The organism is Dellaglioa sp. CoH-55-MRSF-8 (assembly GCF_056782195.1).
The window spans coordinates 1-16,840 of sequence record NZ_JBXAYH010000005.1 but is presented as its reverse complement, the minus strand read 5'-3'; the positions used below and the strand labels follow the sequence as shown (position 1 = coordinate 16,840).

Annotated in this window: 19 protein-coding genes and 1 riboswitch; of the genes, 15 read left to right on the top strand and 4 right to left on the bottom strand. The window is 36.0% G+C overall.

Features of this window, described 5'->3' with window-relative positions; translation table 11 throughout:
• The first annotated feature begins 13 nt into the window (after nucleotides 1–13).
• From AC1RPW_RS05985 to AC1RPW_RS05970, 4 genes are all read left to right on the top strand, one after another.
• Nucleotides 14–997 (top strand): mannose/fructose/sorbose PTS transporter subunit IIA, encoded by a 984-nt coding sequence (locus AC1RPW_RS05985; protein WP_481761740.1) that lies wholly within the window; start codon nucleotides 14–16, stop codon nucleotides 995–997.
• A gap of 38 nt (nucleotides 998–1,035) precedes the next feature.
• Entirely contained in the window at nucleotides 1,036–1,839 is an 804-nt protein-coding gene (locus tag AC1RPW_RS05980) for a PTS mannose/fructose/sorbose transporter subunit IIC (protein WP_481761739.1), read from the top strand.
• A gap of 23 nt (nucleotides 1,840–1,862) precedes the next feature.
• Nucleotides 1,863–2,771: a PTS system mannose/fructose/sorbose family transporter subunit IID gene (locus AC1RPW_RS05975; RefSeq protein ID WP_481761738.1), complete on the top strand. Its 909-nt coding sequence runs from the start codon at nucleotides 1,863–1,865 to the stop codon at nucleotides 2,769–2,771.
• Between the two features lie 105 nt (nucleotides 2,772–2,876).
• Nucleotides 2,877–3,263: a DUF956 family protein gene (locus AC1RPW_RS05970; protein WP_409021995.1), complete on the top strand. Its 387-nt coding sequence runs from the start codon at nucleotides 2,877–2,879 to the stop codon at nucleotides 3,261–3,263.
• A 31-nt stretch (nucleotides 3,264–3,294) separates the two neighbouring features.
• On the opposite strand, the gene AC1RPW_RS05965 is transcribed toward AC1RPW_RS05970, so the two are convergent.
• A complete protein-coding gene (locus AC1RPW_RS05965; RefSeq protein ID WP_481761737.1) occupies nucleotides 3,295–3,822 on the bottom strand; it encodes a hypothetical protein in 528 nt (175 codons plus the stop codon).
• A 189-nt stretch (nucleotides 3,823–4,011) separates the two neighbouring features.
• Here AC1RPW_RS05965 and AC1RPW_RS05960 point away from each other — a divergent pair, with 189 nt between their 5' ends.
• The 3 genes from AC1RPW_RS05960 (at nucleotide 4,012) to AC1RPW_RS05950 (ending at nucleotide 5,566) form a co-directional block, all read left to right on the top strand.
• A complete protein-coding gene (locus tag AC1RPW_RS05960; RefSeq protein WP_481762651.1) occupies nucleotides 4,012–4,731 on the top strand; it encodes a VIT1/CCC1 transporter family protein in 720 nt (239 codons plus the stop codon).
• Nucleotides 4,732–4,785: 54 nt separating this feature from the next.
• Nucleotides 4,786–5,199: a helix-turn-helix domain-containing protein gene (locus tag AC1RPW_RS05955; protein ID WP_481761735.1), complete on the top strand. Its 414-nt coding sequence runs from the start codon at nucleotides 4,786–4,788 to the stop codon at nucleotides 5,197–5,199.
• Between the two features lie 166 nt (nucleotides 5,200–5,365).
• The gene (locus tag AC1RPW_RS05950) at nucleotides 5,366–5,566 is read left to right on the top strand and encodes a cold-shock protein (protein WP_112251328.1); all 201 of its coding nucleotides are present in this window, start codon (nucleotides 5,366–5,368) and stop codon (nucleotides 5,564–5,566) included.
• Between the two features lie 90 nt (nucleotides 5,567–5,656).
• Here the strand turns inward: AC1RPW_RS05950 and AC1RPW_RS05945 are convergent, their stop codons facing one another.
• Genes AC1RPW_RS05945 through AC1RPW_RS05935 form a run of 3 tightly spaced genes read right to left on the bottom strand, consistent with a single transcriptional unit; the run spans nucleotide 5,657 to nucleotide 7,974 of the window.
• Nucleotides 5,657–6,736: an LCP family glycopolymer transferase gene (locus tag AC1RPW_RS05945; protein WP_481761734.1), complete on the bottom strand. Its 1,080-nt coding sequence runs from the start codon at nucleotides 6,734–6,736 to the stop codon at nucleotides 5,657–5,659.
• Nucleotides 6,737–6,757: 21 nt separating this feature from the next.
• The gene (locus AC1RPW_RS05940; protein ID WP_481761733.1) at nucleotides 6,758–7,132 is read right to left on the bottom strand and encodes a DUF1634 domain-containing protein; all 375 of its coding nucleotides are present in this window, start codon (nucleotides 7,130–7,132) and stop codon (nucleotides 6,758–6,760) included.
• The gene (locus AC1RPW_RS05935) at nucleotides 7,132–7,974 is read right to left on the bottom strand and encodes a sulfite exporter TauE/SafE family protein (protein WP_481761732.1); all 843 of its coding nucleotides are present in this window, start codon (nucleotides 7,972–7,974) and stop codon (nucleotides 7,132–7,134) included. The genes AC1RPW_RS05940 and AC1RPW_RS05935 overlap by 1 nt, the downstream gene beginning before the upstream one ends.
• Before the next feature lie 184 nt (nucleotides 7,975–8,158).
• Between AC1RPW_RS05935 and AC1RPW_RS05930 the strand changes: the two genes are divergently transcribed.
• The 8 genes from AC1RPW_RS05930 (at nucleotide 8,159) to serS (ending at nucleotide 16,561) form a co-directional block, all read left to right on the top strand.
• Nucleotides 8,159–8,791, top strand: coding sequence for a phosphatase PAP2 family protein (locus AC1RPW_RS05930; protein ID WP_481761731.1), 633 nt, complete (start codon nucleotides 8,159–8,161; stop codon nucleotides 8,789–8,791).
• A 3-nt stretch (nucleotides 8,792–8,794) separates the two neighbouring features.
• Nucleotides 8,795–9,316, top strand: a complete 522-nt coding sequence (locus tag AC1RPW_RS05925; protein ID WP_481761730.1) for a GNAT family N-acetyltransferase — start codon at nucleotides 8,795–8,797, stop codon at nucleotides 9,314–9,316.
• Nucleotides 9,317–9,402: 86 nt separating this feature from the next.
• Nucleotides 9,403–9,936, top strand: coding sequence for an Rrf2 family transcriptional regulator (locus AC1RPW_RS05920; RefSeq protein WP_481761729.1), 534 nt, complete (start codon nucleotides 9,403–9,405; stop codon nucleotides 9,934–9,936).
• Between the two features lie 135 nt (nucleotides 9,937–10,071).
• On the top strand, nucleotides 10,072–11,751 hold the full coding sequence (gene alsS / locus AC1RPW_RS05915) for an acetolactate synthase AlsS (protein ID WP_481761728.1): 1,680 nt from the start codon (nucleotides 10,072–10,074) through the stop codon (nucleotides 11,749–11,751).
• 26 nt (nucleotides 11,752–11,777) lie between these two features.
• Entirely contained in the window at nucleotides 11,778–12,491 is a 714-nt protein-coding gene (budA, locus tag AC1RPW_RS05910; protein WP_481761727.1) for an acetolactate decarboxylase, read from the top strand.
• 44 nt (nucleotides 12,492–12,535) lie between these two features.
• Nucleotides 12,536–12,720, top strand: a riboswitch (Lysine riboswitch).
• A gap of 124 nt (nucleotides 12,721–12,844) precedes the next feature.
• The gene (locus AC1RPW_RS05905; RefSeq protein WP_481761726.1) at nucleotides 12,845–14,275 is read left to right on the top strand and encodes an amino acid permease; all 1,431 of its coding nucleotides are present in this window, start codon (nucleotides 12,845–12,847) and stop codon (nucleotides 14,273–14,275) included.
• 8 nt (nucleotides 14,276–14,283) lie between these two features.
• Nucleotides 14,284–15,015 (top strand): M15 family metallopeptidase, encoded by a 732-nt coding sequence (locus tag AC1RPW_RS05900; RefSeq protein ID WP_481761725.1) that lies wholly within the window; start codon nucleotides 14,284–14,286, stop codon nucleotides 15,013–15,015.
• A 277-nt stretch (nucleotides 15,016–15,292) separates the two neighbouring features.
• The gene (serS, locus tag AC1RPW_RS05895; RefSeq protein WP_481761724.1) at nucleotides 15,293–16,561 is read left to right on the top strand and encodes a serine--tRNA ligase; all 1,269 of its coding nucleotides are present in this window, start codon (nucleotides 15,293–15,295) and stop codon (nucleotides 16,559–16,561) included.
• The last annotated feature ends 279 nt before the right edge of the window (nucleotides 16,562–16,840 follow it).

Genomic DNA, 16,840 nt, shown 5'->3' with positions numbered 1-16,840 from the left:
AGGAGGTTTTAAAATGGTTGGAATTGTAATTGCAAGTCACGGTAAATTTTCCGAAGGCATCATGCAATCCGGTTCAATGATTTTTGGTGAACAAGAAAATGTTCAAGCTGTAACTTTCATGCCAAACGAAGGACCAGACGATTTAAAAGCTCATCTTGAAGCAGCAATTGCTACTTTTGATGATCCTGAAGAAGTCTTATTCTTAGTTGATTTATGGGGTGGATCACCATTTAATCAAGCAAACGGTTTGCTTGACGCTCATAAAGATAAATGGGCAATTGTTACAGGTTTAAACTTACCAATGTTAATTGAAGCCTACGCAGCACGCTTGTCAATGGATTCTGCACAAGAAATTGCTGCAAGTATTCTAAGCGAAGCAAAAGGTGGCGTTAAGATTAAGCCAGAAGATTTAGCACCAAAAGAAGCAGCTGTTGTTGCAACAAACAAACCTACTGGTTCAATTCCTGAAGGAACTGTAATCGGTGATGGTAAAATTAAATACGTTTTAACACGTATTGATTCACGTTTATTGCATGGACAAGTTGCTACAGCATGGTCTAAATCAGTTAAGCCTGACCGTATTATCGTTGTTTCTGATAATGTTGCTAAGGATACACTTCGTAAAAACTTAATTGAACAAGCTTCACCACCTGGTATTATTGCACATGTTGTGCCAATTGCTAAGATGATTGAAGTTTCAAAAGACCCTCGTTTTGGTGGAATGAAAGCATTACTTCTTTTTGAAAGTCCACAAGATGTGTTAACAGCAATTGAAGGCGGAATGAAATTTGACGAAGTTAACCTTGGTTCAATGGCTCATTCAGTTGGTAAAGTAGTTGTTAACAACGTATTATCAATGGGACAAGACGATGTTGATACTTTTGAAAAACTAGAAGATAAGGGCGTTAAATTTGATGTCCGTAAAGTACCTAACGATTCAAAAGAGAATATGGCTAACATTCTCAAAAAAGCTAAAGGTGAATTAGCAAAAGCTTAAACAACACAATAAAAGAAAATTAATTTAGGAGGCTTATTATGTCAGCTATATCAATGATTTTAGTAGTAATTATTGCCTTTCTAGCTGGTATGGGTGGAATTTTAGATGAATTCCAATTCCATCAACCACTAGTGGCATGTACATTAATCGGGTTAGTAACCGGTAATTTAACCGCCGGAATTGTTTTAGGTGGTACACTTCAAATGATCGCACTTGGTTGGGCTAATGTCGGGGCAGCTATTGCACCCGATGCTGCACTTGCTTCAGTTGCATCAGCAATTATTTTAGTATTAGGTGGACAAGGGATTAAAGGTGTTGGATCAGCTATCGCTATCGCCGTTCCCCTTGCCGTTGCCGGATTATTCTTAACAATGGTTGTTCGTACACTTGCTGTTCCTATTGTTCATGCAATGGATGCAGCAGCAGAACAAGGTAATATCCGTAAGCTAGAAATATGGCATGTTCTTGCTATTGGTATGCAAGGTATCCGTATTGCTATTCCAGCCGGAGCATTGCTCTTTATTCCAGCTGAAACAGTTAAAGGTTTCCTTGAATCAATGCCCGCATGGTTAACAGATGGTATGGCTATTGGTGGTGGTATGGTTGTTGCCGTTGGTTATGCACTTGTTATTAACATGATGGCTACAAAAGAAGTATGGCCATTCTTTATTCTTGGTTTCGTAGTCGCAGCTATTACTCAATTAACATTGATCGCTATTGGTGCTATCGGTGTTGCTCTTGCTCTTATTTACTTGAACCTTTCAAAAATGGGTGGTTCATCAAATGGTGGCGGTGGCAATAATACCGGTGATCCACTTGGCGAAATTCTAAACGATTATTAAACTGGAAGAAGGAGGAATATATTATGGCAGATAAAATTGAATTAACTAAAAAAGATCGATTGGCTGTAGCATGGCGTTCAACGTTTATTCAAGGTTCATGGAACTACGAACGTATGCAAAATGGTGGTTGGACATTCTCAATGATTCCAGCAATTAAAAAATTATACAAAACTAAAGAAGAACGTACGTCAGCAATGAAACGACACATGGAATTCTTTAACACTCATCCTTATCTTGCTTCACCAATCCTTGGTGTTACATTAGCACTTGAAGAAGAACGTGCTAATGGTGCCCCTATTGATGATGTTGCAATTCAAGGTGTTAAAGTTGGTATGATGGGTCCTTTGGCTGGTGTCGGTGATCCCGTATTCTGGTTTACTGTTCGTCCAATGTTAGGTGCTTTAGGTGCTTCATTGGCTATGGGTGGTAACATTATGGGACCAATCATTTTCTTCGTAGCTTGGAATATCATCCGTATGGGATTCATGTGGTATACACAAGAATTCGGTTATAGAGCTGGTTCTAAGATTTCTGAAGATATGTCAGGTGGCTTATTACAAGATGTTACTAAAGGTGCTTCGGTACTGGGAATGTTCGTTTTAGCCGCATTAGTAGAACGTTGGGTTTCAATCAAATTTACGCCAGTTATTTCAACAGTTAAGTTGGATAAAGGTGCTTATATTGATTTTGATAAACTCCAAGGTGGAAAAGGCATGCAAACAGCTATGCAACAAGCTAGCGACGGTTTAGCTCTTTCACCAAATAAAGTAACAACATTACAAAATAACTTGGATCAATTAATTCCAGGTTTAGCAGCATTATTATTAACATTCTTCTGTATGTGGTTACTTAAGAAAAAAGTTTCACCAATTCTTATCATTCTAGGTTTATTCATAGTTGGTATCGGTGGACACGTACTTGGAATTTTATAAAATTTCAAAAAAACTCAGGAATTTTCCTGGGTTTTTTTATATGGTTCAATGCAATTAATTAAGGTATAATAAGATAACGTCAAAAAACATTGGAGTCGAAATACTATGGTCCAGTCAATTAATACAAAGGTAGACTTAACAATCGATGCAACTGCTTTCACAGGTTTAACTGATTATGGTAAAATCATGATTGGCGATAAAGGGTTTGAATTTTATAATGACCGTGATGCACGCAAGTTTATCCAAATTCCATGGGATGAAGTTGATCAAGTTATCGCGTCTGTGATGTTTAAAGGACGATGGATTCCGAGATATGCAATTAAAACGAAGAAGAATGGGACATTTACTTTTGCGTCTAAAAAACCAAAAATGGTGTTACGTGCAATGCGTAACTATGTTGATCCAGCTCATATGGTTCAATCACTTGGAATGGGCGATGTTTTAAAACGATCAGTTAAATCAATTTTTAATAAAAAAAGTAAAAATAAGTAATCAAAAAAACATTCTCATTGAGAATGTTTTTTTAGTAGATTAAAATATTTAAACGAAATTCTTCAAAACCATTATCAATTTGAAGTTCGTCGTCTTCGAACGTTAATTTCTTATAAGGACCGCCTGTCAAATAAGTGGCAATTTTATAATGTGGTAGGCCTGCCATAATATTATGGACCTGTAATGTATCCTCTTTTGGTAGGTAGCCGAGTTTTCGCATCACAGCTTGATCATCTTCAAAATAAAGTGCAATACGACTATTTTCATTGAATGATACAACATCTTCCTTTAAAGATAATTTATCAAATGACAAATCGACGGGATATTTCCAAACTTCAAGTTCTTCGTAATCAATAAGAAGGAGTAACTGAATGTTAGATTCTAAATCCTCATCGCGCCACCCTTTATTAATATTTTCATTTTTAGTTATTGTTTGTAAGACAACCTTAAAGTTTTGATTATAAAGTGATAAGTCATCAATTTCGGCATCAAGGTACCAAGGATGATTATTTTTAATTTCAAAATAGGGACTAATTGGGTATTTTTTTGAGTCAGACATTTGATTCACCTCTTTCGAACAATTGCTTTAAGTATATCCTATAATGGGTTGAAATGCAGGTCCTTTCGATTTCTAGTAGTCAGTCTTTATCTATGGTAAGATTGTGTCCCATTTAAGATAAGGCAATCATGTTCCTTAACGAAATTAATAAACCCGACTGATAATCGTTCCCAATTAGCTTATACTTAAATGATTGGAAATGGAGTGAATCATTTGATGAATAGTCGTGCATTAAAAGTAGGAATGGCTTTATCAACGAAATTAAATATTTTAAGAGCAGGGGTATTAGGTGCTAATGATGGCATCATCTCAGTTGCAGGCGTTATTCTGGGGATGGCCGGTGCTAGTCAAGGTAAGTACTATCTTGTCTTAGCTGGACTTGCTGGTATGTTTGCGGGAGCGTTCTCAATGGCTGGTGGTGAATACGTCTCAGTTTCTGCACAAAGGGATACACAAAAATCGATTATCCATTCAGCTGCAAAAAAGTTAAAAGAAAATCGTGAATTTGAAATTGAACGATTAATTAATATCTACCAAGCAAAGGGATTCTCGCGGATGGTCGCAACGGATGTGGTCAATGAACTAATGTCTCAAAATGAACTAGAAAATTACTGTAAAGAAGTTAACAATATTGATGTCGGTGAGTACTTAAATCCGTGGCACGCAGCGATGTCCTCAATGACATCCTTTGTAGTTGGCTCGCTAGTTCCATTATTATTAATAGCGATACTCCCAACTGAGTTTATGATTCCACTGACGGTTATTGGCGTTGCTTTAGCTTTACTTTTAACAGGGGCAGTAAGCGGGATATTAGGGCGTAATAATATTAGACATGCCATGGTAAGAAATGTTTTTGTTGGATTAGTAACAATGGCTGTAACTTATTATATTGGCGGTTTATTTGGTTAAAAACCTACCCTTTTTTTAAAAAAGAGGTATGCTTATCTAAAGGAGGTGTTGTTGATGTTTCCGGAAAGATTAAAAGCATTGCGCAGAGGTAGTGGATTAACGCTAACTCAATTAGCTGTTGGATTAAATCAGTCTCAAAAATCGAATCATAACTTGAATTCTGGCCCGCAGATTGGTAGTTGGGAGCGTGGTATTAATACACCCTCATATCTTGAAGTCAGAAAGTTGGCCGAATTCTTTCATGTTTCAATTGATTTTTTAGTTGGTCAAACTAACGATGAATTGATTGATCTTGAAGATTTATTCGCACGGACGGCAACACTTTTATACCGCGATAAAATTTTATCAGGTAGTGATCGTTATGAAGTTATTCAAATGATTCAAGGATATTTAATGGGTAAATACCAGCCATATAATCTGGAAGAAAATGATGATTTAGCGTTACCACTTGAAGATGAAAACAACTAAATAAAAGCGCTATTTTAGAATTTGTTTTTACAATTAGACGTGATATAATTTAGGTGGCTTTTCAAATCAAATGAAGTTGATGAGTGTCTTCGGAAACGATATCAACTGGGACGATTTGAGAGTCATAAATAAAACGTGTCACATAGACACAAGGAGGATTTTATTCATGGAACAAGGTACAGTAAAATGGTTTAACGCAGATAAAGGTTTTGGTTTCATTACTCGCGAAGATGGTAGTGATGTATTCGTACATTTCTCAGCTATTCAAGGTGACGGTTTTAAAACATTAGACGAAGGTCAAAAAGTAACTTTTGACGTTGAAGATAGTGACCGTGGACCACAAGCAGTAAACGTAAACAAAGACTAATTTAAAATCTAAACAACTTGCCATTTAGGTGAGTTGTTTTTTTATGCAAAAAAGTAGGCCGTCAATCCCCGATTGACGGCCTACTTTTAACTATTCACGAGTTGTATTAATTTTTGTATCGGCTGTTAAAGTATTTCCAGTTTTAGCTGGAACCAAGCCAAGTGTGGAACGTAATTTATCAGTGATACGTTGTTTTTCAGTTTCGCTGGCAATTTCAAAAGCTTCTCCATTGACCATTGTTCCTGTACCTTGTAGATAATCTGAATGTGAATGATGTGTTGCCTTACGATAATTGGTACCTAAGACGGTAAGATCATTGAATGTTAAATCAGTTTTCATTTGAGATGACATTGTATTTAAAAATTTATCGTCTAATAAATTTTGAAGTTGTGTACTTTTTAAAGCCACTGCCATAATAATCTGACGTTGGCGTTTTTGTCGACCGTAATCGCCAAGAGGATCATCATATCTCATGCGGGCATACGAAAGGGCTTGTTTACCGTTGACATGAGTTTTAACGCCTTTTTTGAAGCTGGCACCATTATAAGAAAAAGATAGTGGTGGATTAACGTCAACACCGTCAACAGCATCAACTAGTGATTCTAAACCGCCCATGTTGATTGTTGCGTAGAAATCAATGGGTACATTGAAATATTTTTCAACAGTTTTAACGGCAGTTGCAGCACCACCATAAGCATAGGCAGCGTTTATCTTACTTGGAAAATCTGATTCATGGTCTGAAACCGCAACTTCAGTATCACGCGGTAAACTGATTAAGGTCATTGATTCTGTTTTAGGGTTAAGTGTGGCAACGATTAAAGTATCCGTTCGGCCACCAGTTTTAGCACGACCCAAGGCACCATCATCAGAACCTAAAAGTAAAATCGAAATAGGATGGTCCTTTTCCAAAACCGCTGCGACATTTCTAGTTTTAGCAATTTTAGTAGAAGTATAGATTTTATCAGCTGCATTTTTAGCGTTTGAGTATTTATGGTAGGCATAAACGCCACCGCAGATAGCAGCGATTATTATAATGATTAACCAAATTAAGCGACGACGTTTCTTGTTTTGCTTTTTATTTTTTCTTTCGCGTTTTGGTAAAGGCAGGTGATTAGTTGTTTCTTGGTGTAGTAGTTGTTCTTTATGATAGTTTTCTCGACGACTTGACATTGAAATGTTCCCCTTTATTAATTAATGTTCGCCAATAAAAAAGCCAGCAATTAAAATGACTAAAACGATGACGGTAATTTTAACGTACAGATAATCTTTTTCTTTGTAGAAAGCATAAATTGAAATAACGACACGAAGAATTGGTGTTAGTATTAAGCAAAATAGCCCAAGCATCATAATTGCGTAAGGTTTAAGTGCGACAATTCCAGAAATGATAGCAGAAAATGAAGTTGGAAATGTATTACCTTGATAGCCTGTTGAACCTGTAACTAAGGATAGGATAAGACCAATAATCATAATTATCGCAGAAATGAAAACGCCAATTCTTAGTATTTGACCAATCATTAATTCAATTTTTGCCATTTCGGCTGATGTGTTATTTTTTTCATTCATCATTAGATAGATACCCCGAATCCTTTTAGAATCATCTGAATGCTGACATACAATAGTACAGGTACAAAAATGAGGCGAATTATTTTTGCGGGTAGGTATTGCATTGCACGCGAACCAATTGATGAACCAACTAAAATTCCTAGCGCTAATGGAACCGCAATATCAGGTCTAATTGAACCATTGAAAAAGTAGACGGTCGCACTTGCGGCAGCGGTGACACCCATCATTAAGTTACTTGTTGAACTTGATGGTTTCAACGGCATTTTCATTGCAGTATCCATTGCCATAACTTTGAAAATACCAGATCCGATTCCTAGTAGTCCACTAGCAACTCCAGCACCAAGCATAATCGCCATCCCACCTGGAACATTTTCGACTTGATAATCAACTTGTTTTTTTAGTTGTTTATCATAGTACGAACTATTCAGTTTAAATTTGGTAGATAAATAATCAGGTTCAGCTGATTTTAAAACTTCTTCACCTACAAAAATTTTTTTAAGCATGTTGTAGACAGAAAGTAGCAAAAAAGCACCGAATAAAATGAAGAGAAAGGATGTATTAAAGACTCCTGTTAAGAGTGCTCCACAAATCGCACCAATTGTCGTTGCGATTTCTAAAAACATGGCGACCCTCAAATTTAAAACGTCATCTTTTAGAAATGCAATTGTAGCACCAGAACTCGTTGCGATAACGGCAATGATACTAGCACCAATAGCGTATTTAATATCTAATCCCATCATTAAAGTTAAGACCGGGGTGACAATGATGCCGCCACCTAATCCTAAGATAGATCCTAGAGCACCTGCCACAAGACCAGCGGCAAGCATAAGTAGTAGCGTATTCATTATTTATTTTCAACTCTTTTCTAAATTTATAAAGATATCCTATTTTACCATAAACTTACATAAAATTGAGCATTTGCTTGATTTCTGTATGAATTCTTAAAGATTTTGGTAACTAACTTTAAACAAATTAAAAAATATGATAAATTATGTGGATAAAATAGACTGTAATTAAGAGGTTAGAGTAATGATTAATAAGAATAAACTTTATGGAGTAGTCATAATAGGCAGTGGACTATTCGCAATATTGACGTTATTAATAGTAACAAAAAATAATTTTATTCATGGTATAGATAATAATATCATTGCAGTTGTTAGGTTTCATCCTACAGCGCAACTAGACCAAGTGATGCAGATAATCAGTTGGCTAAGTAGTCCGATGATGATAGGGTTGTATTCAGTCATTTTGATGATTATTTTATATAAATTACGACGAGGTGTACTCGCTATTTGGACAGGGATGACCATAATGACTGGAGCACTGTTAATTAAGCTCATTAAAAGTAGCGTCCAGAGACCTCGACCAGTGGGGCATGGATCAATTACTGGATTCAGTTTCCCCAGTGGACATACGTTCGGGGTGGCATTATTTTGTCTAACGATAATGAGTATTATGCTGGTAGAATTTAAGTATAGTAAACAATTTTTGATTAACTGCTTATTAGCGATATGGATCATGATGATTATGATTTCAAGAGTATATCTACAAGCTCACTTTCCGACGGATACGGTAGGCGCTGTTCTTTTAACAGTCACTTGGATAGCCATTGCACGCGTTATATATCTAAAAATTCTGAATAAATTTAAAATTGAGGGCTAAAAAATGAATCAATATGAAACGAAACGGCTTGTGGTACGTCCGTTATGCTCATCAGACATAAATGACATATATGAATATGCTTGTGATGAAACGGTTGGTCAAATGGCTGGCTTTTTACCCGTGAATTCATTGGCTGAAGCTAGTTTGTTCGTTGCGACGCTACAAAAACAAAGTATATTTGCGATTGAGTGTAAAGGAAATCAAAAAGTAGTCGGTAATATCGGTTTATATGAAGTAGTTGATGAGAATCAAGAACCTAGTTTGGTAGTTAAAGAGGTTGGCTATGCACTAAATCCTATTTTTAAGAATCAAGGGATAATGACTGAAGCAGTTCAAGGACTTTTAACAATGGCTCAGGCGTTAGATTTAGAACGTGTAATTGGCGTGACAACTATTGAAAATAAAGCATCTATCAAAGTGTTAAAAAAATCCAATTTTAAATTTGTTGAAAAAAGAGCGGTTTCATCCCTTTTTCAACCTGCTGCTCTAATTAATGAAATTGTTTATGCGGTTGATTTAAAATAATCAATACCAATTGTCAACGACATATGTTATCCTTTATTCGTATATATAGAACTATTTGAAAATTAATCAACCGGGGGTAGCTGACTATGCAATTAACAAAAGGATTTGAACAAGCAGCGTGTATTATTTCTTTATTGGCAACGCAGGATAAGGGTGTGCCAATTTCATCGCAAGTAATCAACGCTCGTCTTGGTGGTTCACAAACTTATCTTCGTAAAATTATGCGTAAGTTAGTCGTTGCGGGACTTGTGAAATCTGTTTCAGGTAATAATGGCGGTTTTACGTTAGCAAGGGATGCTAAGGATATCAATTTATTAGAAATTGTGGAGGCTTCGGAAGGAAAGATTGAAACCTATCCAAACTTCGGTTTCTTTGATCGTGTATTTCGTGAATTTAAACAAGATACAGAAAAAGCAACCGTCGTCGTTAATAGTGTTTTTGCTGAAGCGGATAAACGTTGGGCTAATTATTTAGAGTCACAAACGGTTTATCAACTAATTGCAGCAACGTTTGACGAAACTGAAATTCCTTTAATTAATTGGAATGAAGAAGATATCAGTGGTCAACGTAAATTAATCATTCAAAAAATTGTCGAAAATGTAACCGGAAATCATAAATAACGAAACCATTATTAACCATAACTGGGTTAATAATGGTTTTTTATTTAGGCTTACATTTGGTAAGTTTAAACCATAGTCATTTATTTGTGAAAATGCTATCATGGATACTACTAAAACAAATTCGGAGGAAATCTAATGACAGATAATAAATATTACGGCGCAGATGCCATTGTTGATAGTTTAATAAATCATGATGTGAAATATGTATTTGGTATTCCTGGTGCAAAAATTGATCGTGTTTTTGAAAAATTGGAACATCCGACGAATTCTAAATCGCCAGAATTAATTATTACGCGCCATGAACAAAATGCAGCATTTATGGCTGCTGGGATTGGTCGTATTACAGGTAAACCGGGGGTTGTTTTAACGACTTCCGGACCTGGTGCAAGTAATTTGGCAACAGGCGTTGTGACGGCTACGGCAGAAGGTGATCCTGTTCTTGCTATTTCTGGTCAAGTGAAACGTTCAGATTTAACGAGACTAACGCATCAAAGTATGAATAACACGGCATTATTTGAACCAATCACTAAATATAGTGCAGAGGTTCAAGAACCTGAGAATATTTCAGAAGTGATTGCTAATGCTTACCAAGAAGCTGAGGCTGCAAAGCAAGGGGCAAGTTTCGTTAGTATTCCCCAAGATGTAACAGATTCAGAAGTGAAAACAAAAGTTATCCAGCCTTTAATGGCACCTAAATTAGGTCCCGCTAGCCCGGTAGAAAGTACACTTTTAGCACAAGAAATTAAAGCAGCAAAATTACCTGTTTTACTTGTGGGAATGCGGGCATCTTCACCAGAAGTAACAAAAGCTATTCGTAATTTAGTTGAAGCAACGAATCTACCTGTTGTGGAAACATTTCAAGCCGCTGGTGTGATATCGCGTGAATTAGTCGGTGATTTCTTTGGTCGTGTGGGCTTATTCAGAAATCAACCAGGGGATCAATTACTTAAAAAGAGCGATTTAGTTATTACAATTGGCTATGATCCTATTGAATATGAACCACGTAACTGGAATGCAGAAGGAACAGCTAATATTGTTGTTGTTGACGATATGCGTTCAGAGATTGATCATAATTTCCAACCAAAGAAAGAGTTAGTGGGCGACATCGCGCAAACACTTGAATTTTTATTACCCTATATGAAAGGCTATCAAATGGCATCTGAATCTCGTGAGTATTTAGATGGCTTACAAGAAAAATTACAGGCTAGGGATGAAGCGCCAGTTGTGACAAGTGACACATTAACCAGTCATCCATTAAGCATTATCCAAGAATTACAAAAACGTGTTTCAGATGAAATGACGGTAGCAGTTGATGTCGGTAGTTTCTACATTTGGATCGCGCGACATTTTAGAAGTTATGAACCACGTCATTTATTATTTAGTAATGGGATGCAAACATTAGGAGTTGCGTTACCTTGGGCAATTTCAGCGGCCTTAGTTCGACCTAATACACAAATCGTCTCAATTTCTGGAGATGGTGGATTCTTGTTTTCAGCCCAAGATTTGGAAACAGCGGTTCGTTTGAATCTGAATATTGTTCATATTATTTGGAATGATGGACACTACGATATGGTTAAATTCCAAGAAGAAATGAAATATGGTCAATCTGCCGGTGTGAATTTTGGCGCAGTGGATTTTGTGAAATATGCGGAAAGTTTTGGTGCAAAAGGCTTACGCGTTGAAAAAGCACAAGATTTAGCTAAAACATTAGATGAAGCATTTGCAACTAATGGTCCTGTTATTGTTGATATACCAGTTGATTATAAAGATAATCAAGAATTAGGACAATCAATTTTAATGGATCAATTATATTAAAATAATTTTCAAGAGAGGTCAACGACATGCAAGATATAAAAAAGGTTTATCAACATGGTACCTTAGCAACATTAATTGAAGGCTTGTACGAAGGCACATTGAGTGTTGGAGAATTATTGAAACATGGTGATTACGGAATTGGAACTGTTGGTGATTTAGATGGCGAAATGATTGTGATTGACGGAAAGGCTTTCCAGATTACTGCAAAAGGTCAAATTAATCAAGTTAGCGATGACGTTCTTGTTCCATTTGCGACAGTCCATTTTAATCAAGCAGACGCATCTATTCAATTTGAAAATGTGGCAGGAAATGTTTTAGAAGAGCAATTACTTGAATTATATCCTTACCAAAATTTATTTTTTAGTGTTCTTATTAAAGGAACATTTAGTAAAATGAGTACACGATCTGTTGCTAAACAAAGTAAACCGTATCCAGAATTAACTGCGGTAACTGCCAAACAATCGGAATTTGAAGAAGAAGATATTGATGGAACAGCTATTGGCTATTTCACACCTGAGTTATTTCAAGGAATTGGTGCAGCGGGATTCCATATTCATTTTTTATCTGATGAAAATAAAATGGGTGGACATATTTTAGATTATCATTTAAAAAATGGGGTTGTGAGTTTACAGCCATTTAGTTCGATTGAACAACACTTTCCAATCGAAAATGAAGCTTTTTTAAAAAATGAAACAGATATTGAAAAGTTGCATGATGAAATTAATATAGCTGAAAATTAGGATACAGCTTGCAAAATATCAGTGAATTGATTATAGTAAGAATTATCGAAAGAAGAGGATGCAGTTTTCATAAGTATGTTTAATGAAGCAATTAAGTGCTGAAGAAGTTAAACTGAAAGGGTGAACTGCCGAAGTGGATGCTAACTTAGATTTAGTGACTGCTGGGGTCTGATTTAATAAGTCAGAAACTGTCGTGATTATATAGTAATCACGGGGCGCTTATAACGATTTGACTGAGTCTATTAATCTGAGTCTTTTTGTATAACGCGTAATAGTGTTGTACAAAAGGTCTCTTTTTCTTTTCTCAATTTTAAAAATCACGAGTGCTCCTCTATATATAGGGGGGATTTCATATGGCAGAACAAGAAGGTATGCACCGAGAGTTAAAAACAAGACACTTATCAATGATTGCCTTGGGTGGAAGTATTGGAACAGGCTTATTCGTTGCGAGTGGGTCAGCAATTTCGAAGGCAGGGCCAGGTGGTGCGTTACTAGCTTACATTGGCATTGGAATTATGGTTTACTTTTTAATGACTAGTTTAGGTGAAATGGCAACGTATTTACCAGTTTCAGGGTCGTTTGCGGTTTATTCAACGCGATTTGTTGATCCTGCGATGGGTTTTGCAATGGGTTGGAATTACTGGTTTAACTGGGCAATTACATTGGCTGTTGATATTAGTACAGCTGCCTTGGTTATGCAATTTTGGTTGCCAGATGTACCAGGATGGATTTTTAGTACAATCTCGTTAGTTATTATTTTTTCAATTAATGCGTTGTCAGTTAAATCATTTGGTGAAACAGAATATTGGTTATCAATTATTAAAGTGGTGACTGTCATTGTCTTCTTAATCGTTGGTGTATTGACTATATTTGGTATTCTAGGTGGCCATGCAACGGGACTTGAAAACTTTACAATGAAGAAAGCTCCATTTGTTGGTGGTGTTCCAATGATTCTAAGTGTATTCGTCGTCGCTGGTTTCTCTTTCCAAGGAACTGAATTAATCGGTATTACGGCGGGAGAATCAGAAACGCCTGAAAAGAGTATTCCAAAAGCAATTAAACAAGTGTTTTGGCGGATTCTACTATTCTATATTTTCGCTATTTTTATCATTGCAGCAATTATTCCGTATACAAGTCCAGATTTACTCGGCTCAAGCGCATCAGATATTTCAATTAGTCCATTTACATTGGTCTTTCAAAGAGCTGGGTTAGCCTCTGCAGCAAGTGTTATGAATGCAGTTATCTTAACATCTGTACTTTCAGCTGCAAATTCAGGAATGTATGCATCAACTCGAATGCTTCATTCACTTGCGGAACAGGGTTACGCTCCTAAAAAGTTTAAACAAACGAATAGTCGTGGTATTCCAATGGCAGCACTAGTGGGAACAACATTTATCGGATTACTCACATTTTTAGCAAGTGTTTTTGGAGCAAAAGTGTATGTCTTTTTACTGAGTGCTAGTGGGTTAACTGGATTCATCGCTTGGCTAGGAATTGCAATCTCACATTACAGATTTAGAAAAGCGTTCAAAGCGCAAGGACATGAAGTGTCAGAATTAAAGTACTCTGCAAAATGGTTCCCAGTGGGCCCTATTTTAGCGCTTGTTCTTTGTATTTTAGTTATTCTTGGACAAGATATTCAATCATTTAAAAATTTTGATTGGGAAGCAATCTCGGTTAGTTATATGAGCATTCCGTTATTTGTTATCTTGTACACATATTATAAAATACGCTATAAAACAAAATTAATTCCATTAAAAGATGTAGATTTATCAAAGAAATGAGGCACATTTTGACTAGAAGAAAATGGATGATGATGGTAGTAATGATGTGTGCACTATTAATAGGTGCATGCGGTAAGAAAGCGAATACGACACCTAGCCATAAAACGGTAAAAGTCACACAAAAAAGTGAGCTACCTAAAGGTGTAAAGGCAAATGATTGGAATTTAATATTAGTTAATTCAGAGCATAAACTCAAGCAAGAACTGGATTTTAAACAGAAAATAGATGGAAATGTTATTGTAAATTCAAAAATTGAGAGTGCTTTGAATGATTTTGTATCAGCAGCAAATAAGGCCGGGTATAAGGCGTCACTGGTATCTGGTTATCGATCAATTAGCTACCAAAAAGAGGTCTATGCAGACTCAATTAAAAGCTATGAAAATTCGGGAAAGTCAGTTGCTCAGGCTAAACAATTAACAAAAGAGTATGTGGCAGAACCAGGATCAAGCGAACATCACACCGGACTAGCAGTCGATATGATGTCATCAAATTGGTATGCCAAACATAATGATTTAGATAATAGTAGTGAAACAGATAAGGGTCAAAAATGGTTAATCAACCATGCGGTAAATTATGGATTTATATTGAGATTCCCGAAAGATAAAGAAAAATCGACTAAAATTGATTATGAAACATGGCATTTCCGCTATGTTGGTAAAAGTAACGCGAAATATATAGTTAAGCATCATCTTTCGTTAGAAGAGTATATCGATTTGCTTAATAAAGCGGGTAAGAATTAAACTTGCAATTTAATAAAACAACGCTTATTATTAAAGTAATAAATAAACACGGAAAACGTTATAAGTAGGCATTTAAGAGACGTAATGGTGGTGGAAATTACGAAGCTGAAAATCCGGCGTGAATAAGTGGGTGGGTAATGCCACACGGGAGACCGTTATCTATTTGAGTGTGACAAATGATTATTTGTCGAACTTGGGTGGTACCGCGAAAATGAGCCTTTCGTCCCAATTAGTGGATGAGTGGGCTTTTTTTATACAAAAAAAGGAGGAACAGAATATGTTAGATATTAAAATGATTCGTCAAAATGTCGATGAAGTTAAGGAACAATTGGGTAATCGTGGGGTAAAACCAGAGATTATTGATGAAATGGTTGAAAAGGATCGTAAACGTAGGGATATTATTGTTCAAACCGAAACTTTAAAAAAGAAAAGAAACGATGTATCGCAAGCTATTGCACAATTAAAACGAAATAAAGAAAATGCAGATGCTCAAATCGAAGAAATGAAAAAAGTCGGAGATGAAATTAAAGCATTTGATGAAGAATTAAAGGTTTTAGATGCAGACGTAACAGATATGGCATCGCGACTACCAAATATGCCAAATAAAACGATTCCAGTAGGTCCTGATGAAGATTCAAACATTGAATTAAGAAAAGTAGGTACACCAAGAACTTTTGATTTTGAGCCGAAAGCACATTGGGAAATCGGTGAAAATTTAGATATTTTAGATTTTGAACGTGGCGCTAAAGTGTCGGGCAGTCGATTCCTATACTATAAAGGATGGGGAGCTCGTTTAGAACGTGCTTTATACAATTTTATGCTTGATCAACATGCAATTGATGGTTATACAGAGATTATTCCTCCATATATTGTTAATGATGAGTCAATGTACGGAACTGGTCAATTTCCGAAGTTTAAGGAAGACGTTTTTCAAATCGCAAATGAAAATTTAACGTTAATTCCAACAGCAGAAGTACCATTAACTAATTACTACAGGGATGAAGTTATTCCGGAAGAAAAATTACCAGTATATTTCACAGCTCTCTCACCCTCATTCAGATCTGAAGCAGGAAGCGCTGGAAGAGATACACGTGGATTGATTAGATTGCATCAATTTAATAAAGTTGAAATGGTGAAATATACTAAACCAGAAGATTCATATGCAGAACTAGAAAAAATGACAAGTGATGCAGGCAGAATTATGGAAAAACTTGGGTTACCATATCATGTGATAACATTGTCAACGGGAGATATGGGATTCTCAGCAGCAATGACACATGATTTAGAGGTTTGGTTACCTGCACAAAATATGTATCGTGAAATTTCAAGTTGTTCTAATACTGAAGCATTTCAGGCTCGTAGGGCTCATATCCAATATAGGGATGATGATGGAAAATTACAGTTTGTACACACGTTGAATGGTTCAGGATTGGCAGTTGGTCGTACGCTAGCAGCAGTTCTTGAAAATTATCAGAATGAAGACGGGTCGGTAACTATTCCGGAAGTTCTTCAACCATACATGGGTGGATTAGACATTATTAAATAGCTTTTATCAAAAAAGCGACTTAAACTTATCAATTCGATGAGGTTAAGTCGCTTTTTTGATAAAGTAATAATTAATAAATCAAATTTATCTGTAATGAAGTATTGACAGGGTGTATACCAGATGGTATATTAATAAAGCTGATTGATACGGCAAGAAGAAATGAATATTTATTCAAAAAAATTCTTGACAAATCATGACGTGGTTGATATGATATAAAAGTTGTCAAAAGCAACCAAGTAGATCTTTGAAAACTGAACAAATTTTCGACAAATCAAATGT